Below are 20,131 nucleotides of genomic sequence, written 5' to 3'. Positions count from 1 at the left end.
TGAATATGTTCGATTATCAAAAAACAATTGAAAATTTTAATTTAGAGACGGTAGCAAAGCAGTATCTATCTGGTTCTATGCAGGCAGTAAATGCGTGCTATGAATGCTGTGACCGGCATGCCGATTCTGACGCGATTGCTTTGTACTGGTATGCGAAAGATGGCCGTAAAGAACAATATAGCTTTCGTGAACTCAAAAAATACTCGACCCAATTTGCCAGCTTTTTAAAGTCACAGGGTGTGGGTAAAGGCGATCGCGTATCTGGTTTACTGCCAAGAACAACAGAGCTGATCATTACTATTTTGGCCACTTGGAGGATTGGCGCCGTATATCAGCCCTTATTTACCGCATTTGGACCCAAAGCAATTGAGCATCGCATCCAACTGGCACAAAGCAAGTTGGTAATAACAGATCTTGCTAATCGTGAAAAATTATCTGAGATCAGTAATTGTCCTCCGATTGTGACCGTGCAGGCAGAGTTACACACGCAAAATTATCCGCAAGATTTCGACTTCTGGCGTGAGTTAAATCGACAAACAGAAACCGTCGAACTTGAAATGTTGAGTATCAATGATCCATTTTTGCTCATGTTTACTTCAGGCACCACAGGGCCAGCTAAACCATTAAAAGTGCCGCTAAAAGCGCTGATCGCTTTTGGTGATTATATGAAAAATGCAATTGGCCTGAGCCAAGATGATATTTTTTGGAACATTGCAGATCCAGGTTGGGCCTATGGGTTGTATTACGCCATTACAGGGCCTTTATTGCTCGGGCACTCAACACTGTTTTATGAAGGTGGTTTCAATGCCGAAAGTGTATGCGATGTTATTAATGAATATGGCATCACCAATTTGGCGGGTGCTCCAACTGCCTATCGAATGATGATGGCAGCGGACCCATCACAAATGGCCCAGCTTCGCGGTAAGTTGCGTGTGGTGAGTAGTGCGGGAGAGCCTTTAAATCCAGAAGTGATTCGCTGGTTTAAAGAGGTACTAGATGTGCCGATTTATGATCATTATGGTCAAACTGAAGTCGGAATGGTGGTATGTAACCATCATGCGCTAGCGCATCCCGTTCGTTCGGGTTCGGCAGGCTTTGCTAGCCCGGGTTATCGAATTACGATTATAGATGAGCAGGGGAATGAACTAGCTACTGATGTTCCGGGTATTTTGGCAATTGATATTGCTCAATCTCCAATGATGTGGTTTTCAGGCTATGAAGAAAGCCGAAAATCACCTTTTGTTGGACAATATTATTTAACAGGCGATACGGCTGAAATCCATGCCGATGGCAGTATGAGTTTTGTTGGCCGTAGCGATGATGTTATTACGACCTCAGGGTATCGGGTGGGGCCATTCGATGTAGAAAGTGCCTTGCTCGAACACGACGCCGTGATTGAAGCAGCGGTGATTGGCGTACCTGATTTAGAGCGGACTGAAATTATTAAAGCATTTGTGATTTTGGCTCATCACCATACTGCATCAGCCGAATTACAACAGGAATTAAGCTTATTCGTCAAAAAACGGTTGTCTGCACATGCATATCCACGTTTGATTGAATTTGTAACTGAACTTCCAAAAACGCCAAGTGGAAAAATTCAGCGTTTCTTGTTACGCAATCAAGAAATGAATAAATCACATTCACAAACCGCCTAAATAGCCTAAGCAATATTAAAAAATTTAAATTACAGGATACTCTTCTATGCAATTTACAGAAGAACAGCAACTGATTCAAGACATGGCAAAAGATTTTGCTCAAGAACAGATCAAGCCATACGCAAGCGATTGGGACCAAAAAAGTATATTTCCTAAAAGTACACTCGCCCAAATGGGTGAATTGGGATTTTTAGGAATGCTTATTCCAGAACAATGGGGCGGCTCTGATACAGGTACACTGGCATATGTGTTGGCTTTAGAAGAAATTGCAGCAGCGGACGGCGCAACGTCTACCATTATGAGTGTGCATAATTCGGTTGGTTGTGTACCGATTTATAAATTTGGAACAGAACAACAAAAGCAACAATATTTAAAGCCGTTGGCCCAAGGTGAAATGATCGGTGCGTTTGCCTTGACCGAACCACACACTGGTTCAGATGCTGCTGCAATTAAGACCCGTGCAATAAAAGACAGCGATCACTATGTGATTAATGGTGCCAAACAATTTATTACCTCTGGAAATAACGCCGGCGTAATTATTGTTTTTGCAGTAACCGATCCGGCAGCAGGCAAAAAGGGAATGAGTGCATTTTTGGTACCTCGCGATACCCCTGGTTATGAAGTGATACGAGTCGAAGAAAAATTAGGCTTACATGCGTCAGATACCTGTCAGATTGCTTTAACCGATGTGCGAATTCATGAAAGCTTAAGATTAGGGGCAGAAGGCGAAGGACTGAAAATTGCACTTGCCAATCTGGAAGGCGGTCGGATTGGTATTGCTGCACAAGCAGTCGGTTTGGCTAGAGCTGCCTTGGAAGAAGCCACACGCTATGCACATGAACGCGAAGCGTTTGGTAAAGCCATTATTGAGCAACAAGCCATTTCTTTCAGGCTGGCCAGTATGGCCACCGAGATTGAGGCGGCGCGCCAACTGGTTCATTTTGCTGCACGAAAAAAAGAAGCAGGTGAAAGCTGTTTAACCGAAGCTTCCATGGCCAAATTATTTGCATCGGAAATGGCTGAGCGAGTTTGTTCTAAAGCCTTACAAATTTTTGGTGGTTATGGATATTTAAAGGATTTTCCAATAGAACGCATTTATCGCGATGCCCGAATTTGTCAGATTTACGAAGGGACAAGCGATATTCAGCGCTTGGTAATTGCACGCAGCTTATAAAAAATAAAAAAGGGATTTTTATCATGCAATGGCAAACGATTTTATTCGAAAAACGAAATGGTGTCGGACTGATTACATTAAATCGGCCCAAGGCACTTAATGCACTCAATAACCAACTGATTATCGAAGTCAATCAAGCGCTGGATCAGTTTGAAAAAGACCCAACGATCGGATGTATCGTGATTACAGGTTCGGAAAAAGCCTTTGCTGCCGGTGCCGATATTAAAGAAATGGCCGATTTAACTTTTCCCGATATTTATCTCGATGATTTTTTTAGTCTGGCCGATCGAATTGCTCAGCGTCGTAAGCCTCTTATTGCCGCAGTCAGTGGTTATGCCTTAGGTGGTGGTTGTGAGTTGGCACTGATGTGTGACTTTATTTACTGTGCCGATAATGCAAAATTTGGTCTGCCAGAAGTCACTTTAGGCGTATTGCCCGGTATTGGTGGTACTCAGCGCTTAACTCTGGCCATTGGCAAGGCCAAAGCCATGGAGATGTGTTTGACTGCACGGCAAATGGGCGCACAAGAGGCAGAGCAAAGCGGCTTGGTGGCGCGAGTATTTACCAGAGAAGAACTTTTACCACAAACCTTACAAGCGGCAGAAAAAATAGCTGAAAAATCTTTGCCAGCTCTGCTCATGATTAAAGAATCGATCAATCGAGCCTTTGAAGTCAGCTTGACTGAAGGCTTACGTTTTGAACGGCGTGTTTTTCATTCCATTTTTGCCAGTAATGATCAAAAAGAAGGCATGCAGGCCTTCGTAGAAAAACGTCCTGCCAAATTTACCCATCAATAATAAATATTCGAATAGGAAAAAATAATGAATGATCATGACGATTTGGAAATTCGAAGCGAAGGTGCTTTAGGCATTATAAGTTTAAACCGTAGTAGCCATTTAAATGCTTTAACTCTAGAGATGATTCGGGGTATTCAGGCGCAGCTCGATCAATGGCGAGAGGATTCGCAAGTACAAGCTGTGCTCATCAAATCCAATGCTGCGAAAGCATTTTGCGCAGGAGGTGATATACGCTATCTGTATGACAGTTATCAGGCTGGAAACACGCAATACCAAGATTTTTTTTCTGCTGAATATACCATGCTCAGTACAATACGTAATTATTCAAAACCTGTCATCGTGATGATGGATGGCTATGTGCTGGGTGGTGGCTTTGGGCTTGCTCAGGCCTGTCATATCAAAATTACCAGTGAAAAATCGCGTTTCGCTATGCCGGAAACGGCGATTGGCTTTTTCCCAGATGTTGGGGCGACTTATTTTCTATCCAGACTCGATGAAGTTGGTGTGTATATGGCGCTCACTGGAGCACAGATCAGTAGTAGTGATGCGTTATATCTGGATCTGGTGGATTATCATGTGCCAAGTGAGCATTTTGTCGCGCTAGAACACGCATTAAGTGTTGCACCCATTCTCAATCCGGTAGAAATCCGAACCATCATTAGCTCATTTATCACTCATCCGCAAGAAAGCGAATTACAACAACATATCGATCTGATTAATCAGTATTTTTCTTATCCTGACATTAATGAAATTGAGCAAGGCTTAGCTGATGCCAACGATACTCTTCATCAGGACTGGATCAAGAAAATGCAAGCGATTTTAGAGCAACGTCCTGAAATGGCAAAACAAATCAGTTTGAAGTTACAGCAGGTTGGGCAAAATCTTTCGCTTGAAAAATGTATGCAGTTAGAACGCGGCTTGCAGGATATCTGGTTACAGCAAGGAGATTTTATTGAAGGCGTAAGAGCATTGATTGTCGATAAAGACAAAAATCCGAAGTGGCAAACTGATAATACCGAATTTAAAAAAACACTGGAAAAATTCTGGCCAGTATGGAGTAAGCAACATAAAGATTCGCTTTGTTAAAAATAGATGGAATTTATTTTAAATAACAAAGCGAGTCACGGATGACACAGCTCAAAGAATAAGAGGGATAAATAACAATGAAACACGTACAAGAATCATCTACTCAAAGTAAAAAGCCTTCACATCGTCTGGCGGGTATATCGAGTATGGTGGGAACAACCATCGAATGGTATGACTTTTTCATTTACGGTGCTGCGGCTGCGTTAATTTTTAACAAACTGTTTTTTCCAAATCTAGATCCATTAATGGGAGTCATGGCTGCATTTGCCACTTATGCCGTCGGTTTTATTGGTCGACCTTTGGGAGGAATTGTATTTGGCCATTTTGGAGACAAAATTGGCCGTAAAGCGATGTTGTTAACTACTTTAATAATGATGGGTATTCCCACTGTGCTGATTGGTCTATTACCTACCTATGAAAGTATCGGTTACTGGGCAACAGTGTGTCTGGTGATATTGCGTTTTATTCAAGGTATGGCTATGGGAGGAGAGTGGGGTGGCGCAGTTTTAATGGCAGTTGAACACGCACCCGAAGGCGGCAAAGGATTTTGGGGAAGCTTACCTCAAGCCAGTGCAGGTGGTGGACTCATGCTTGCATCAATTGCTTTAGGACTGGTATCTATGCTACCAGAGGCTGCATTATTTAGTTGGGGCTGGAGAATCCCATTTCTGATCAGTATTGTTTTACTCGGTGTGGGTTGGTATATAAGAGTTAAAGTACCAGAATCCCCTGATTTTGAAAAAGTGAAGGATCAGGCAAAAGAAATTAAAGTACCGGCTTTGCAGGTTTTCAAAAATCATCCTAAAGAGCTTCTTACCATTATTTTTGCCCGCGCTGCTGAAAATGCATGGTTCTATATAGCTTCTACCTTCGCACTTGCCTATACCACCACTAAACTTGGCATTGCGCGTCAAGATATTCTATTTGCCACAATTTGTGGAGGTGGCTTGATTATGATAATGACTCCTTTATTTGGACATCTGTCTGATAAAGTAGGCCAAAGAAATATGTTTATGTCTGGCTTATTGGTACTCGCACTCTATTGTTATCCATTCTTTAGTATGTTGGATACCAAAGATCCTTTTCTGGTTTGGCTTGCAATTGTATTGGCCATTGGTGTGGTTTTTCCACTCATGTACGCACCGCAATCTCAGTTGTTTGCTCGACAATTTCCAACTGAAATCCGATACAGCGGTATTTCAATTTCTGTGCAGTTTGCTGGCGTCATTGGTGGAGGCTTAGCACCTTTAATTGCGACCAAGCTTTTGAGTATAGGCGCGGGAAGTCCTCATTTAATTATTAACTATATTATAGGTATGGCAATATTTGCGATTTTCTGTACTTGCTTTATGAAGCGTGACAAGTTATCTATTCGTTCTACTAAAGCAACTATAAACAATACAACAAAAACTGACTTATCTCGACCTTAATACAAAACACGCACTATGTCGTTTTGAATGCTTGGCAACGTGAATGATGATTGTGGAGATTTACGTTGCTGAGACATTATTACAAATAGATCAGTGAAGGCATTAGAATTCTGATAATTACGATTTCTGTTTGGCTTTTTGGCGTAAGACATACAAATATAAGCTTTCAACTTTTTCACGCGACCATGGTGTAGTACGTAAGAATCGTAATGATGACTTAACACTTGGATCTATACAAAAACATCTAATTTCTATTTTACGACTCAAACCCTCAAAGCCACCATAGTAATCCAATAATTCATCCAGAATGTCAGCAAGTTTTTTGCCGTGTAGAGGGTCATTGGAGGCGTTCATAATAGATCAATCATATTTGGGAAGGCTATTATTATAACCTGAGCGAATAGAAAAATGAGAGGTTTTAAATTTAAACGTAATTAACATAGAAAATTAGAGCTTCTCAAAAATGAGTTCATAAACTTATAGAGTTTTTGAGTACATTTACATAAAAATTAAGTTCTCCCAGAAAAGAAACAGATGCTATTTAGATAAAATTTCAATCAAATAATTTTATTGTTGATATTTCTAGTCACATAGTCTATTTTTATTTTATGAATTATTCTTCTTTACCCAAAAGACCACGTGGTCGACCAACCAAACACGGTTGTAACTATGCAGACACTAAAGAAGTGTTAATCCGCCGAGGTATCGAGTTACTAACCGAACGTGGAATGAATGCTATGAGCTTGGACGATCTCATGAAATCAGTCCAAGTTCCTAAAGGATCTTTCTATCATTATTTTGCAAATAAAGAAGCTTTTATTTTAGAAGTTCTAGATACTTATGAGCTTTATTTTGTGAAGCGGTTGAATAAGTTTTTAAGTCAAATTGATCTTTCCCCATTAGAAAGACTGCAAAATTTTGTAAAAGATGCCGGTGAAAAACTGGAAAAATATGATTTTAAACGAGGTTGTATTTTAGGTAACTTAGGACAAGAAGTTTCGTATTTGCCACCAGAGATCATCGCTCGAATTGAAAGTATCTTTAAGGTATGGGAGAAACTGGTTTCAGATTGTTTATATCGGTCAAATTCACAATATAGCGTAACTGATTGTGATGAAGCTGCTTATCAGTTTTGGATTGGGTGGGAAGGTGCAGTTCTAAGAGCACGTTTGGTCAAATCAACAAGTCCCTTAGATGCATTTTATCGCTTGTTTACTTTAGCTGTAAAACAACAAAATCACGTAAAAATTTAATTAAAAAAATAAATGCAGACGTCTGTATTTATTTTTTAATTAATTCTAGACAAGCAGTCTAATTAAATAGAGAGGAAATTCTATGTACCAAGGTATCGTAATTAATAAAGATGATGCAGGTTACACATCAAAAATTACAGAGATTGCATCAAAGACTTTAGAAGAAGGAGAGGTTAGAGTTGAAGTTAAATATTCAACACTAAATTATAAAGATGCTTTAGCCATTACTGGACGCTCTCCCGTAGTGCGTAGTTTTCCACTAACACCAGGGATAGATTTTTCAGGTGTTGTAATTGAATCAAAACATCCAGCATGGAAAAAAGGCGATGAAGCTCTATTAAATGGCTGGGGTGTTGGTGAAAAATATTCAGGCGGATTAGCTGAACAAGTGACTGTTCCAGGCGATTGGCTTATACAGAAACCTTCTGCTTTTTCTTTTAAAGATAGCATGATTATTGGTACAGCAGGTTATACCGCAATGTTGTGTGTTATGGCTTTGCAAAAGCATGGCCTTAAACCAAGTGATGGGAAAATTTTAGTAACAGGTGCAAATGGTGGTGTCGGTAGTATTGCGATTATTATTTTGAACCATCTTGGTTATGAGATTACAGCTTCAACTGGTCGGCCTCAAGAGTCAGAGTATTTAACCTATTTAGGTGCAAATGAAATTATTGATCGCGCTGAATTATCTTCACAAGGAAAGCCATTAAACAAAGAAATTTGGGCTGGTGTGATTGATACTGTTGGAAGCCAAACTTTAGTCAATGCATGTGCTAGTACAAAATATCGTGGTGCGGTCGCTGCGTGTGGCTTGGCAGGTGGAATGGACTTTCCAGCGACAGTTGCTCCATTTATCCTGAGAGGGATTACCTTATATGGAATTGATAGTGTGATGGCACCAATTGAATTAAGAAAAGAAGCATGGGAACGTTTAGCTACAGAATTAGATCAAACGAAATTGGAAACAGTAACGACTGAAATTCAGTTAACAGAAGCTTTAAATATTTCAAATGATATTTTAGATGGAAAAGTTCGAGGGAGAGTTGTTGTAAAACTATAATTCGAATTTATTTGTAGTTATAGATATATTAGTCTAAGGATTTCTGCATAACTCATATTATGTTCATTAGGATACTCAGCAACGTGAATCTCTACGATCATAATTCACGTTGCTGAGCTGTGGCAACAAACAGGTTGTGTAGGCCACATTTTTAGATATCCTATTTAACATAATATACATTATGCGAAATCATATGTATTTTATTATCCTAGAGTTTTCTGTGATCTATACGTTCTAATTTCCTCACGTCATTCCTTCTTTTTTGGTTTACTCTATAAATTGAAACGCTTCAAAAATTGCGCTGACCAACTATAAGTAAATGACTAAATACAAGGATGAAAAAAATGAGTGATGCTGAACGAAAACAAGTTAAAGCTGAAATGGAAATTGATCCTAAGCTAAGTTGGCAAGAAAAATTAGCCGTTGAGGAACAAGAAAAATTATCACCACGACTGGTCTATGAAATTATCCGTCGTGATGGTGTTGAAGAATTGAGTCGTCCGTTAAATGCACTCATTTTCTCTGGTATCACAGCTGGATTAGTCATGAGTTTTTCTTTCGTGTTTAAAGCTGTAATTGGTTCTTATTTACCGGTAGATGCTGTTTGGAAAGATTTAGTCACGAATATTGGATATACCATCGGATTTATTATTGCAATTTTAGGACACATGCAGCTTTTCACAGAGAATACCATCACAACTGTCATTCCGTTATTTAAACCCTTTAGCTTCGCAAAACTTAAAGCCGTGGGTCGGCTTTGGAGTATTGTTATTACTGCCAATGTGGTCGGAACTTTTTTATCGAGTCTATTTTTTCTCACAACAGCACTATTTACGCCTGAAGTGGATCATGCACTAAATGAGATTGCGCATCATGTTGCTTCATTTTCTGCTTGGGAAAACTTTCTTAAAGGTACAATGTCTGGTTTACTCATTGCTGCACTCGTTTGGATGTTGCCTTCTGTTAACAATAAGATTTTATTGATTTTTTTATTAACCTATCTGATTGGTTTAGGTGATTTTACCCATGTAGTTGTTGGCTCTGTTGAAGTTGCGTATTTGGTTTGGCAAGATCAGGTTTCTCTGAGTGAGTTTTGTTTTCAGTTCTTACTTCCAACTACGCTTGGTAATATTTTAGGTGGTACAGGTGTTTTCACCCTGTTAATTTATGGTCAAGTAAATGAAGAATTAGAGGAATAATAATTACTTACAATCTTAAATATCAATAAGTCAGCTTAAAATTATTAAATATTGTAATTTTAAAGTATGTATAACAATTTTAGCTGCTTATATCTAAAATAATCGATATTTCTTATAATAGTCTCATGTAACGCTAATATTTAGGAACATATATGCTGCAATGGTTTGAAAAACTCGTAGACCCCTATCCTACTCGTGGTTTAAACGAACCATTGCCTAGCAGTTTTTTTGCATTTATCTGGAAATCGACACAAGGCGTACGTCCTTTCCTATTTATTTTGATTTTGTGTACCGCCGGTGCCGCAACTTTTGAAGCAATTTTATTTTCAAAAATTGGTCATCTGGTCGATTGGCTCAGTACCAGTACGCCAGGTAATTTTTTAGACCGGCACACTGAGAACCTGACTATTTTGGCCAGTGTTTTATTCGCCAATATCTTTTTTGTGTGTTTACAGTCGATTGTTAAACACCAAATTCTATACAGCAGCTTTCCTATGCGTTTGCGCTGGCAGTTTCATAATCTCTTACTTCAGCAAAGTATCGATTTTTTCCATAACGACTTTGCTGGTCGTTTGTCTGCCAAAGTGATGCAAACTGCATTGGCTATTCGTGAATTCTGGATGATTTTGGGTGATATGCTGGTTTATGTCACCATTTACTTTATTACTATCAGTGTGGTACTTGGGTCTATTTCACCAATTTTACTGATTCCTTTAGCGTTATGGTTAGGGCTTTTTATTTTAAGTGCATGGTACTTTATTCCGCGTTTATCTAAAGTATCTCAACAACAGGCAGATGCACGCGCAGTGATGACTGGCCGTGTAACCGATGCCTATACCAATATTCAAACGGTTAAACTATTTGCACATGCGGGCCGTGAAAGCAAATATGCGAAACAGTCCATGGTCGAGTTTATGGAGACTGTATTTCGTCAGATGCGTTTGGGTACACAGTTTGAAATCAGTACCACGTTTTTAAGTGCAGTCTTATTTATTGGTGTGATTGGAACAGCTGTCTGGCTATGGCTCAATGGTCAAGCTGCACTGGGTGTGATTGCTGCCACCACAGCCATGATTTTAAAACTCAACAGCATGTCTGAGTTTATGATGTGGCAAATGTCTATGCTATTTGAAAATGTAGGCACCATTCAAGATGGTATGCGTACTTTGGGTCGACCGGTAAGTATTCAAGACAAAGAAGATGCCAAACCATTACAGGTAAAATCAGGTGAAATTCGTTTTGAAAATGTCAGTTTTGCCTATTCAGATAACAACGTGATCAGCCAATTTGATTTAACCATTCGTCCGGGTGAAAAAATTGGTGTGGTGGGTCGTTCTGGTGCGGGTAAATCGACTTTGATTCAATTATTACTGCATTTTTATGAGCTGAATCAAGGCCGAATCTTAATTGATGGCCAAGATATCAACGACGTTACTCAAGACAGCCTACGCGCCAACATAGCCCTAGTTACGCAAGATACTTCGTTACTGCATCGTACTGTTGCTGAAAATATTAAATACGGCAAGCCAGATGCTTCAGATGAAGAAATGTTCCATGCTGTTTCTAAAGCGCAAGCGGATGAATTTATTCCACAATTAAGTGACTTACGCGGCCGTCAGGGCTATGAGGCTTATGTCGGTGAACGTGGTGTTAAACTCTCTGGTGGACAGCGTCAGCGAATTGCAATTGCCCGTGTATTCTTAAAGGATGCACCGATTTTAATTCTAGATGAAGCCACGAGTGCTCTAGACTCGGAAGTTGAGGCAGCCATTCAATCGAGTTTAGATGCGCTCATGGAAGATAAAACAGTGATTGCAATTGCACATCGATTATCTACAATTGCCCAAATGGATCGTTTGATTGTTTTAGATCAAGGGCATATTGTAGAGCAAGGAACCCACGACGAACTGATCGCCCAAAATGGTTTATACGCACATTTGTGGAAACGACAAACAGGTGGCTTCTTGGTCGATGAATTAGAAACAGAGGGAAAAGAATAATGTTGTACCTGGAAGATCTTAAAGTGGGTGATCGTTTTATTAGTCGTGATTATGAAATGACCCTTGAAGAAATCACACAATTTGCCCAGCTTTACGATCCTCAGCCTTTTCATCTCGATGAAAAAGCTGCACAGAAGCATCCCGTCTTTCAGGGTTTGGCAGCCAGTGGTTGGCACACCTCTGCAGTGGTGATGCGTTTATGGACTGAGTGCTTTCAGGTTGCAGGTGGTCTCATTGGCTCTGAAACCAGTTTGCGCTGGCCACGTCCTACGCGTGTGGGTGATCTGGTGCATGTCGAAGTTGAAATCGCCAGTATTACCCCTTCAAAATCCAAACCAGATCGTGGTATCGTGAGCTACATCACACAAGCACTTAATCAACATGGCGATGTATTACTCATTTCAACCACCAAAATTCTTGTCTTTAAACGAGATAATTCAGTCATTAGTTAAAATTTTGTCTGACAATTTTTATTTTTTAAAATAATTTTCATGTAAATATAACAAACGGATGACTGTAGTCTATACGCATAACGGATTAGGAATGAAAATAAATTCAGCGCGTCAGGATCAAGGAATACCTGGTGTTTATGGCCTATTACTTTTAGACGTTGTGTCTCGATGGGGATACAACGATCAGACATTGTTTGCTCCTTTTCATCTCACCAGTGAGCAGCTTGCAGATCCGGAGTATCGTATTCCCATTCATATCGCCAATGAACTGGTGAAACATGCATTACGTCTTACCGGTGAAAGTACACTGGGATACCACCTTGGCCATCAGATGCGTATCTCTATTCATGGGTTTATCGGTTATGCCATCATGACTGCAAATGACATTACCGATGCACTGGCTTTGGCAACGCGATTTATCCAGCTTCGTATGCCCTTTTTACAGCTTTACTTTTCTACCTTTGGTCCAAAAGCCACTCTTCAGTTGCAATGTGATTTTGATTTAGAGCCTTTACGCACAGAAATTATTTTAAGTTTGACCATAGGTATCATGACCATGGCCAGAGCGCTCACTGGGCGTGATGATTTAACCGGTGAAGTTGATCTGGATTTTGAACAGCCCTTTGGATTTGAAAAATATTTAAATAAAATGGCCATCAACATGCGATTTGATCAACCACATCTGATTTCAAGCTTTGACAAACAGTATCTTGGTTTAAAAATGGTCAATGCAGATCCGATTGCGAGTCAAATTGCGATTAATCAATGCGAAAGTGAATTGTCTGCTCTGGGTGAACGTCGTCGTTTAGCCATGCGTGTACGTGATATTTTGACCAACTCCGAACAACATTATTTGAGTATTGAGAGTGTGGCCGAACTGTTGCACATGTCTGATCGTACCCTTAAAAGACAACTTGCAGCCGAAGGTACGTCATTTTCGACACTGGTTGATGAAGTACGTTATCGACACGCGACCTCGCTACTGTCTCGAACCGATTACAGTCTTGAGCAAATCGCAGATGAACTTGGATATTCAGATGTTGCCAATTTTAGCCGTGCGTTTAAGCGCTGGAGTGGACGAAGTCCAAGTAACTGGCGCAAAGACCCCTATCTATAAGCTTTTCATTTGCTTAAAAAACCTGTATAACCGCTATCAAAAATATTGAACTTTAGGATTGTGAGGAGCTGTTATGAACCATCCTTCTGAATTAAAGTATGCACGTACTCATGAATGGGCCAGAATCGAAGGCGATTTGGTTGTGACAGGAATTAGCGATCACGCTCAAGATGCACTAGGTGATCTTGTATATGTTGAAGTTCCTGAAGTGGGTAGCCGTGTTACTGCTGGTGAACAGGCAGGTGTAGTTGAGTCGGTTAAAACGGCTTCTGACATTCATGCGCCGGTGTCTGGTGTTGTGGTTGAAGTCAACACCGCACTTGAAGATGATCCTGATTTTATTAATGATGAGCCCTATGCTAAAGGCTGGATTTATAAAATCAAACCAGACAACCTGTCAGATGTAGATAATCTTTTATCGAATACAGATTACGAAGCAGGTTTATAACATAAAAAAACAGGCACTTCTTCTAAAGTAGTGCCTGCCTTGCATTTTATTGCTTATGCCGATTCGAGTAACTGCTGTGCATTCAATTGCTGCGCTGCGCGCAAAAGTAGGCGCTCGGTTTTGTCCCACCCCAAGCAACCATCCGTTACTGATTGCCCATACGTCATGTCACAAGAGATTTTCTGCTGACCATCCACTAAATGACTCTCAAGCATCACGCCACGTACATTGCTTTCTAAACGCTCTAAAATAATTTGTTCCAATACCTGTGGCTGATTCAATGGATTTTTTGAACTATTGCCATGGCTACAGTCAATCACCAACGCAGGCAATGTGCCATTGTGCTTTAATTTCATTTGATCAATTGCGTCAAGATCAAAGTTTGGTCCTTTGTTTGCACCACGTAAAATCAGGTGGGGTAAACGATTTCCATTGCTCATCAACACCGCAGGTAAACCTGATTGGCTCATCCCAAAAAATTGATGTTCATTTTTTGCCGATTGAATCGCATCTAATGCAATTTGAATTGAACCATCGGTGCCATTTTTAAAACCAATTGCAAATGGCATATGGCTCGAAATTTCTCGATGAATCTGTGATTCGCTGGTACGTGCGCCAATTGCTCCCCAAGCCAACAAATCATCAAAATATGCTGTAGCCATTGGATTTAAAATTTCACTGGCGATTGGTAGACCTTTTTCAATGATATCAAGATATAAAGCACGTGACTGCTCAATACCACGCTGCATATTAGCCGATCCATCGAGATCTGGATCGTACATAAACCCCTTCCAACCTACTGTGGTCCGCGGTTTTTCGATGTACGCACGCATCACCAGAAAAATCTGGTCTTTCACTTGTTGTTGTAATTCAATTAATCGTGATGCGTAGTCCAATGCAGAAACTGGATCATGAATCGAACAAGGCCCGGTAATCACCAATAGTCTTGGATCTTGACCCGATAAAATATTTTCAATGGTTTGACGGTGCTCGGCAATTTGCTTAACAAGTGGCGATGAGAGCGGATATTGTGCTTTTATTTGTTGTGGTAAACGAAGTTCGATTTCTTTTGAAGTGGTTTTTTCAATCAGATTATTTAGCGCGTTCATTGTAACTTCCTTTGGACTGAGTCGTTCAGTCCGATCTTTTATTTGAGCGATGTGGGACTATTGGATTGAGATTGCTGGCTAAAGTAAAACCAATAAACGTTGCTAAAATAAGTCGAGTTGAAATTAAACATGATGAATTCTCCAAAAAAGTTAAATAAAACAGCCATAAAAAAACCTGATCGGGGTTGCCGATCAGGTATTAACTTGAAGGGCAACCTTTTTGTTGCCCGAATGCAAACAGGCAACTATCTATATTGCCAAAAATAAAAATAAGCAGTGTGATGTACAGGTTGTTTTAACATGTCTGTTTCAATCAGGTAAAACGTATCTTGCCTCTAACATACGCGGACTCAAAACATTTGACAAGTGTTTTAGTAAAAAATAATTAATTGACGAGCATGTTCTTAATTGATTAATATCTAGCCATACCCTTCTTTATCTCGAGTCTCTGCCGATGAATTAAGTTCTTTTTTGTTTAACGTCATTTTTATTTGATGTACAAAATAGAACGCTATATCTATTCATGGTTCACCTGGCTCTACTTTTGTACATCCTGTTTTTTTTGGAGGTCTTATGACCCAACAGGCATGTATTATTCATCAACTTCATTTTGAACTTGGTTCTACAGTTCTCTTTGATCAACTTGATTTCCAATTGAATAGACACCAGCTAACAGGCTTAATTGGACGTAATGGGCAGGGAAAAAGTCAACTTTTACAATGTCTTTTAACTCAAAAAAATAGTAGAAGTCGATGTAGCACCGCCTCAGGCAGGGGAAGTGCTAATTAAAGTGACACATACAGGCGTGTGTCATACCGACGCTTTTACTCTTTCAGGTGATGATCCTGAAGGTGTATTTCCTGCCATTTTGGGGCATGAAGGTGCCGGTGTGGTAGTCGAGGTGGGAGAGGGTGTCACCAGTGTAAAACCGGGAGATCATGTAATTCCACTTTACACAGCAGAATGCGGTGAGTGCCTATTTTGTAAATCGAATAAAACCAATCTGTGTGTATCTGTTCGTGCAACACAAGGTAAAGGTGTTATGCCAGATGGCACCACGCGTTTTTCTTATAATGGAGAGCCAATCTATCATTATATGGGTTGCTCAACTTTTAGTGAATATACGGTGGTGGCTGAGGTTTCACTGGCGAAAATTAATCCTGAAGCCAATCATGAACAAGTGTGTTTACTTGGATGTGGCGTCACAACTGGAATTGGTGCCGTACACAATACAGCAAAAGTACAAGAAGGTGATTCTGTTGCTGTATTTGGTTTAGGTGGTATTGGTCTGGCTGTGGTTCAGGGTGCACGTCAGGCCAAAGCTGGACGAATCATTGTTGTAGATACCAACCCAGATAAATTTGAATTGGCTAAAGAATTTGGTGCAACAGACTTTTTAAACCCAAAAGAATACGACAAACCGATTCAGCAAGTGATTGTTGAAATGACAGGTTGGGGTGTAGATCACTCGTTTGAATGTATTGGCAACGTTAATGTAATGCGCTCTGCTCTAGAGTGTGCACATCGTGGCTGGGGACAGTCTGTGATTATTGGTGTTGCGGGATCTGGTCAGGAAATTTCAACTCGACCATTTCAGTTAGTGACTGGTCGCAAATGGATGGGAACCGCCTTTGGTGGTGTAAAAGGTCGTAGTCAACTGCCAAAAATGGTTGAAGATGCGATGAAGGGTGATATTCAACTTGAACCTTTTGTCACTCATACCATGCCACTCGATGAGATTAATCATGCATTCGATTTGATGCATGAAGGTAAATCTATTCGTAGTGTCATTCATTTTTAAGACTTCTCGTCTGTTGAATCCAATTCAAGGCTTAGGTACAAAATGTACTTAAGCCTTTATAACTTCTGACATATGAATTTCTTGATGAATACCACATTGACGAACGAAATCCACATCATGTGAGACTAAAATAACAGCACCTTTAAAATCGCGTATTGCACATGCAAGTAGCTCCCTTGATACAATATCGAGATAGTTTTCGGGTTCATCCAATAGTAATAGATCAATTGACTCAGCAGGATAGGCAAGAGCCGTCAGTGCCACTTTGAGTTGCTCTCCGCCACTTAATTGGGCAATAGGTCTGAGTGTGCTATCTCCCCGCAGACGCAACTGACCTAACTTGTTTCGCCAGAATACTTCATCGTATTCAGAATTCAGTAAACGTAAATTTTCTACGGCAGAATATCTTGAATCGAGGAAACTAAATCTTTGGTCAAGGTACAAACAGCGAGCCCGTTTAAAAAAAAGTGAGTCATCAGAAGTATGAAGACGAGCAATCAAATGTAATAAGGTCGATTTGCCAGCACCGTTCTCACCACATAGATGCAATTTTTCATGTGCTAGGAATGCAAAATGAAAGGTTAGATTGCAGTGGTATGGATGTAACACACCATTAAGACGTACCAATTCTCCTGATTGGGGTTGGGTAGATGAAAATTCGAATTGCTGCGCTTTGATGACTTCATGTCGAGAAGTTTTGTCTCGTAGCGCTTCTTTCTGAAATTCAAGCTGACGATGCTGCTGTCGAGTGATCTGTCCTAACTGTTGATCGGCCTTATTTTGTTTAAAATCTAAAATTACTTTTGCTTGGGAGCCGCTATTACGTTTTTTCTTTGCAGTGCTTTGCTTTTTTTGTTGCTTCATTAATGTTTCATGCTGCTTGATCGTTTGCTGCTTAAGCTCTCGTTTGTGTTGATCAATCGAAAGCTCAAGTGCAGCTTCTAGTGTATCTGTAATTTGCTTGTAATGGGCATAATTTCCACTATGTGCATGCAGGCCAAAATTATCCAATGCCAATATATGTTGCATTTGATTGAGTAGTTGCCGATCATGACTCGCTACAAGTGCTCCCATAGGATGCGCCAGTAAGCTGGAAATTAACCAATCGCGACCAGATGCATCGAGATGATTACTCGGTTCATCCAATAGCAAATAGTGATCTTTTAAATTAAAAAGTCGACATAAGGCCAGTTTAGTTTTTTGTCCTTCACTCAAAGCTGTGACCGGAAAGTCAAATGCTGTGGTTAAACCGGCTTTACTCAATTGCTTTTGCCAGTATTGAGGCAGATTCCAGTTACCTTCAGCCAGATCATAATCTTCAAATGTTGCTTGCCCGCACTCGATACGTTTTAAGGCTTTGAGGGTATCTTCAATCTGTAATGCTTGCGCGATCGTTTGATTAGTGAGTTGATGTTGTTGAGGTAAAAAAGCATAAGCACAGTTCCAAGCGACTTGTCCGGTAATATTTGTAAAGGTTGTCCCGGTCCAAACGCTACGGCCGCACGTGATTTCATGTGTATCTCCTGATTATTTTAAATAGGATTTTAAGATCTTACTAATTTCGACAAGCTCGTTACTTCGTTCTTGCTCGGTGGTATCGCCAGCAACCAGCGTATCTTTCAAATGTACCTCGAGCATTTCATTCATTAAGCCATTCATTGCACCACGTGTCGCACAGATCTGCTGAAGAATATCGGCACAAGCCGTATCGCCTTCAAGCGCGCGCTCAATGGCCTGCACTTGGCCCTGAATTTTTTTTACACGAAGAATAATTTTTTTCTTGTCTTCAATTTGCTTTGGCATAAACAATCACTTTGCACTGATTTATATACTATACCCAAGTATAGTAATAAGTAAAACATAAAACTTGTGAGAAATTTATTTATGAAGAACGGAAATTTTTGATCCTTGATGCCTGACTTGATATGCTTAAGATGAAAATAGCGTTGAATTGACAATAAAAATACAAACTGATGTTCTAATTCTGGAAAATATCATGTGGTGGATTCATCAAACTCAAAACTTTTTAAGATATTTTTTGATTTTAAGTTTTAGCTTGATCTCGATGGGATTACAAGCTTCACAAAGCGAGAAAAATTTGATTGAACAAAGTACGTGGCTTAACGATCCATCTGCCCAGCAAAAGATTCAGCAAGGCCTCACGGCCTATGTTGCACTCGATGATGCCTTTATTAGTATTGCTTCACGGATTTATCTGATTCGAAAGGCCAAACATACGATCGATTTGCAGTATTACATTTGGCACAATGATTTTGTGGGTCAGTTAATGCTTCACGAATTACTCAAGGCAGCAGATCGTGGCGTAAAAGTTCGGCTTTTGATTGATGATCAAAATGGTACACAGCTTGATTCAACAATTCAGGCGCTGGCACAACATCCAAACATTGAGTTTAAATTTTTTAATCCCTATCGATTTCGACATTTTAGAGCTTTAGATTTTGTCTTGCGGCCATATGAGATTAATCACCGCATGCACAACAAACTTATTGTTGCTGATGATCTGATTGCTGTAACAGGTGGACGCAATATCAGTAGTGAATATTTTGAAGCCAGCTACAAGTTTCAGTTTACAGATCTAGATATTCTGTTTTACGGCACGGCAGCAGCACAAGCAAAGCACACTTTTGAAAATTTTTGGACGTCTTCGCGCTCCGTCAATGCAACACATATATTAAAAACGTCTACACCTCAAGATTTAATCAATTTACGTCAAACCTACCAAGAAAATGAACGTATTGATACGCCGACTGAAGATAAAATCAATGACGCGCAAGCAGAGCTAAATCAGCTCTTAAAACAAGGTTATACTGTAAATTGGGCTAAGGCACATTTTGTAGCCGACTCACCCAAGAAAATCTCACGAACGGCCAAAGGTCAAGAGCTGATTTATAATCAGATTTTTGCACTCATGGGCCATCCAAAACAGCATCTAGAGCTGGTATCGGCTTACTTTGTCCCTACTCAAGCCGGTGCAGACTATTTGGGTCAATTGAGTCAGAAGCGGGTCGATATACGCGTGCTGACCAACTCGTTTGCCGCCAACGACGTGGCGATTGTGCATGCATTTTATAGTCAGTATCGTCGGGAGTTGCTTCAAAACGGCATCAAACTTTATGAGTTTAAGCCGATTATTGAGCGTACACGCCCAACTTGGTACGAAAAAATGACCGGCCGCGTCATTCCGGCAAAAGGCAAAAAAAGCTCAAGCTTGCATGCCAAATTTTTTGATGTAGATGGGAAAGTCTTTATTGGATCATTTAATTTTGATCCTCGATCTGCCTATATCAATACAGAGGTCGGACTGGTGGTTGAGTCGGAAGCACTGCAAGCCCAAATTCAACAGGTTTTAGATGAGTATCTACCCGTGATTGCCTATGAGCTTAAATTAGATGCTTCAGGTGAGTTGATCTGGCTTGATCACCAAGCCAATGGTCAGACTATCGTTTATCGTCATGACCCGCAAACCACTCGTTTCCAGCGCTGGATAATGAAATGGGTGACATATTTACCAATTGAGTGGATGATGTAA

The 20,131-nt window shown here is 40.2% G+C and carries 18 protein-coding genes and 1 pseudogene; 15 read left to right on the top strand and 4 right to left on the bottom strand.

All coding sequences use genetic code 11. The features are described 5' to 3' along the window. The first annotated feature begins 5 nt into the window (after positions 1–5). The 5 genes from ADA42_RS07250 (at position 6) to ADA42_RS07230 (ending at position 6,142) form a co-directional block, all read left to right on the top strand. Positions 6–1,655, top strand: a complete 1,650-nt coding sequence (locus ADA42_RS07250; RefSeq protein ID WP_048764384.1) for an AMP-binding protein — start codon at positions 6–8, stop codon at positions 1,653–1,655. Between the two features lie 46 nt (positions 1,656–1,701). Further along, positions 1,702–2,829, top strand: coding sequence for an acyl-CoA dehydrogenase family protein (locus ADA42_RS07245; RefSeq protein WP_048764382.1), 1,128 nt, complete (start codon positions 1,702–1,704; stop codon positions 2,827–2,829). A gap of 23 nt (positions 2,830–2,852) precedes the next feature. Continuing rightward, positions 2,853–3,626 carry an enoyl-CoA hydratase gene (locus ADA42_RS07240; protein WP_004947290.1) on the top strand — a complete coding sequence of 258 codons (774 nt, stop codon included), beginning with the start codon at positions 2,853–2,855 and terminating at the stop codon, positions 3,624–3,626. 24 nt (positions 3,627–3,650) lie between these two features. Next, on the top strand, positions 3,651–4,712 hold the full coding sequence (locus ADA42_RS07235; RefSeq protein ID WP_048764380.1) for an enoyl-CoA hydratase/isomerase family protein: 1,062 nt from the start codon (positions 3,651–3,653) through the stop codon (positions 4,710–4,712). A 77-nt stretch (positions 4,713–4,789) separates the two neighbouring features. After that, positions 4,790–6,142 carry an MFS transporter gene (locus ADA42_RS07230; RefSeq protein WP_048764379.1) on the top strand — a complete coding sequence of 451 codons (1,353 nt, stop codon included), beginning with the start codon at positions 4,790–4,792 and terminating at the stop codon, positions 6,140–6,142. Positions 6,143–6,259: 117 nt separating this feature from the next. On the opposite strand, the gene ADA42_RS07225 is transcribed toward ADA42_RS07230, so the two are convergent. Beyond that, positions 6,260–6,496, bottom strand: coding sequence for a VF530 family DNA-binding protein (locus tag ADA42_RS07225; RefSeq protein ID WP_048764377.1), 237 nt, complete (start codon positions 6,494–6,496; stop codon positions 6,260–6,262). Positions 6,497–6,750: 254 nt separating this feature from the next. Here ADA42_RS07225 and ADA42_RS07220 point away from each other — a divergent pair, with 254 nt between their 5' ends. From ADA42_RS07220 to gcvH, 7 genes are all read left to right on the top strand, one after another. Next, entirely contained in the window at positions 6,751–7,395 is a 645-nt protein-coding gene (locus ADA42_RS07220) for a TetR/AcrR family transcriptional regulator (protein ID WP_004947283.1), read from the top strand. A gap of 82 nt (positions 7,396–7,477) precedes the next feature. Next, positions 7,478–8,455 (top strand): MDR family oxidoreductase, encoded by a 978-nt coding sequence (locus ADA42_RS07215; RefSeq protein ID WP_048764375.1) that lies wholly within the window; start codon positions 7,478–7,480, stop codon positions 8,453–8,455. A gap of 380 nt (positions 8,456–8,835) precedes the next feature. Further along, entirely contained in the window at positions 8,836–9,654 is an 819-nt protein-coding gene (locus tag ADA42_RS07210) for a formate/nitrite transporter family protein (protein ID WP_414629811.1), read from the top strand. 152 nt (positions 9,655–9,806) lie between these two features. After that, entirely contained in the window at positions 9,807–11,654 is a 1,848-nt protein-coding gene (locus tag ADA42_RS07205; protein WP_048764372.1) for an ABC transporter ATP-binding protein, read from the top strand. Beyond that, positions 11,654–12,106 carry a MaoC family dehydratase gene (locus tag ADA42_RS07200; protein ID WP_004937471.1) on the top strand — a complete coding sequence of 151 codons (453 nt, stop codon included), beginning with the start codon at positions 11,654–11,656 and terminating at the stop codon, positions 12,104–12,106. The genes ADA42_RS07205 and ADA42_RS07200 overlap by 1 nt, the downstream gene beginning before the upstream one ends. 91 nt (positions 12,107–12,197) lie before the next feature. Next, positions 12,198–13,223 (top strand): helix-turn-helix transcriptional regulator, encoded by a 1,026-nt coding sequence (locus ADA42_RS07195; RefSeq protein WP_025095094.1) that lies wholly within the window; start codon positions 12,198–12,200, stop codon positions 13,221–13,223. A 73-nt stretch (positions 13,224–13,296) separates the two neighbouring features. Then, positions 13,297–13,671 (top strand): glycine cleavage system protein GcvH, encoded by a 375-nt coding sequence (gcvH, locus tag ADA42_RS07190; RefSeq protein WP_004937465.1) that lies wholly within the window; start codon positions 13,297–13,299, stop codon positions 13,669–13,671. Positions 13,672–13,724: 53 nt separating this feature from the next. Here the strand turns inward: gcvH and ADA42_RS07185 are convergent, their stop codons facing one another. Further along, on the bottom strand, positions 13,725–14,780 hold the full coding sequence (locus ADA42_RS07185; protein ID WP_004937463.1) for a 3-deoxy-7-phosphoheptulonate synthase: 1,056 nt from the start codon (positions 14,778–14,780) through the stop codon (positions 13,725–13,727). Positions 14,781–15,353: 573 nt separating this feature from the next. On the opposite strand from ADA42_RS07185, the pseudogene ADA42_RS07180 reads away from it, so the two are divergent. After that, positions 15,354–15,521 (top strand): annotated as a pseudogene (locus ADA42_RS07180) (ATP-binding cassette domain-containing protein); the annotation flags it as partial. Continuing rightward, a complete protein-coding gene (locus ADA42_RS07175) occupies positions 15,520–16,581 on the top strand; it encodes an S-(hydroxymethyl)glutathione dehydrogenase/class III alcohol dehydrogenase (RefSeq protein ID WP_048764368.1) in 1,062 nt (353 codons plus the stop codon). The pseudogene ADA42_RS07180 and the gene ADA42_RS07175, both read left to right, overlap by 2 nt. Positions 16,582–16,629: 48 nt before the next feature. Here ADA42_RS07175 and ADA42_RS07170 read toward each other — a convergent pair whose 3' ends face one another. Then, positions 16,630–18,090 (bottom strand): ATP-binding cassette domain-containing protein, encoded by a 1,461-nt coding sequence (locus ADA42_RS07170; protein ID WP_081407822.1) that lies wholly within the window; start codon positions 18,088–18,090, stop codon positions 16,630–16,632. An 18-nt stretch (positions 18,091–18,108) separates the two neighbouring features. Next, on the bottom strand, positions 18,109–18,384 hold the full coding sequence (locus tag ADA42_RS07165) for a metal/formaldehyde-sensitive transcriptional repressor (RefSeq protein ID WP_004937454.1): 276 nt from the start codon (positions 18,382–18,384) through the stop codon (positions 18,109–18,111). 262 nt (positions 18,385–18,646) lie between these two features. On the opposite strand from ADA42_RS07165, the gene ADA42_RS07160 reads away from it, so the two are divergent. Beyond that, entirely contained in the window at positions 18,647–20,131 is a 1,485-nt protein-coding gene (locus ADA42_RS07160) for a phospholipase D family protein (protein ID WP_171249921.1), read from the top strand.

This window comes from Acinetobacter sp. 243_ASPC, from assembly GCF_001054715.1.
GTDB classification, from domain to species: Bacteria; Pseudomonadota; Gammaproteobacteria; order Pseudomonadales; family Moraxellaceae; genus Acinetobacter; species Acinetobacter soli.
The sequence above is the reverse complement of the archived record's forward strand: the minus strand, read 5'-3'. Positions and strand labels throughout refer to the sequence as shown.

What these genes read in the sequence shown, in the direction of transcription:
- ADA42_RS07235 (WP_048764380.1), top strand. Translation starts at nt 3,651, where the DNA reads ATGAATGATCATGACGATTTGGAAATTCGAAGCGAAGGTGCTTTAGGC.
- ADA42_RS07245 (WP_048764382.1), top strand. Translation starts at nt 1,702, where the DNA reads ATGCAATTTACAGAAGAACAGCAACTGATTCAAGACATGGCAAAAGAT.
- ADA42_RS07250 (WP_048764384.1), top strand. Translation starts at nt 6, where the DNA reads ATGTTCGATTATCAAAAAACAATTGAAAATTTTAATTTAGAGACGGTA.
- ADA42_RS07240 (WP_004947290.1), top strand. Translation starts at nt 2,853, where the DNA reads ATGCAATGGCAAACGATTTTATTCGAAAAACGAAATGGTGTCGGACTG.
- ADA42_RS07205 (WP_048764372.1), top strand. Translation starts at nt 9,807, where the DNA reads ATGCTGCAATGGTTTGAAAAACTCGTAGACCCCTATCCTACTCGTGGT.
- ADA42_RS07210 (WP_414629811.1), top strand. Translation starts at nt 8,836, where the DNA reads ATGGAAATTGATCCTAAGCTAAGTTGGCAAGAAAAATTAGCCGTTGAG.
- ADA42_RS07200 (WP_004937471.1), top strand. Translation starts at nt 11,654, where the DNA reads ATGTTGTACCTGGAAGATCTTAAAGTGGGTGATCGTTTTATTAGTCGT.
- ADA42_RS07215 (WP_048764375.1), top strand. Translation starts at nt 7,478, where the DNA reads ATGTACCAAGGTATCGTAATTAATAAAGATGATGCAGGTTACACATCA.
- ADA42_RS07220 (WP_004947283.1), top strand. Translation starts at nt 6,751, where the DNA reads ATGAATTATTCTTCTTTACCCAAAAGACCACGTGGTCGACCAACCAAA.
- ADA42_RS07195 (WP_025095094.1), top strand. Translation starts at nt 12,198, where the DNA reads ATGAAAATAAATTCAGCGCGTCAGGATCAAGGAATACCTGGTGTTTAT.
- ADA42_RS07225 (WP_048764377.1), bottom strand. Translation starts at nt 6,496, where the DNA reads ATGAACGCCTCCAATGACCCTCTACACGGCAAAAAACTTGCTGACATT.
- gcvH (WP_004937465.1), top strand. Translation starts at nt 13,297, where the DNA reads ATGAACCATCCTTCTGAATTAAAGTATGCACGTACTCATGAATGGGCC.
- ADA42_RS07160 (WP_171249921.1), top strand. Translation starts at nt 18,647, where the DNA reads ATGGGATTACAAGCTTCACAAAGCGAGAAAAATTTGATTGAACAAAGT.
- ADA42_RS07185 (WP_004937463.1), bottom strand. Translation starts at nt 14,780, where the DNA reads ATGAACGCGCTAAATAATCTGATTGAAAAAACCACTTCAAAAGAAATC.
- ADA42_RS07230 (WP_048764379.1), top strand. Translation starts at nt 4,790, where the DNA reads ATGAAACACGTACAAGAATCATCTACTCAAAGTAAAAAGCCTTCACAT.
- ADA42_RS07165 (WP_004937454.1), bottom strand. Translation starts at nt 18,384, where the DNA reads ATGCCAAAGCAAATTGAAGACAAGAAAAAAATTATTCTTCGTGTAAAA.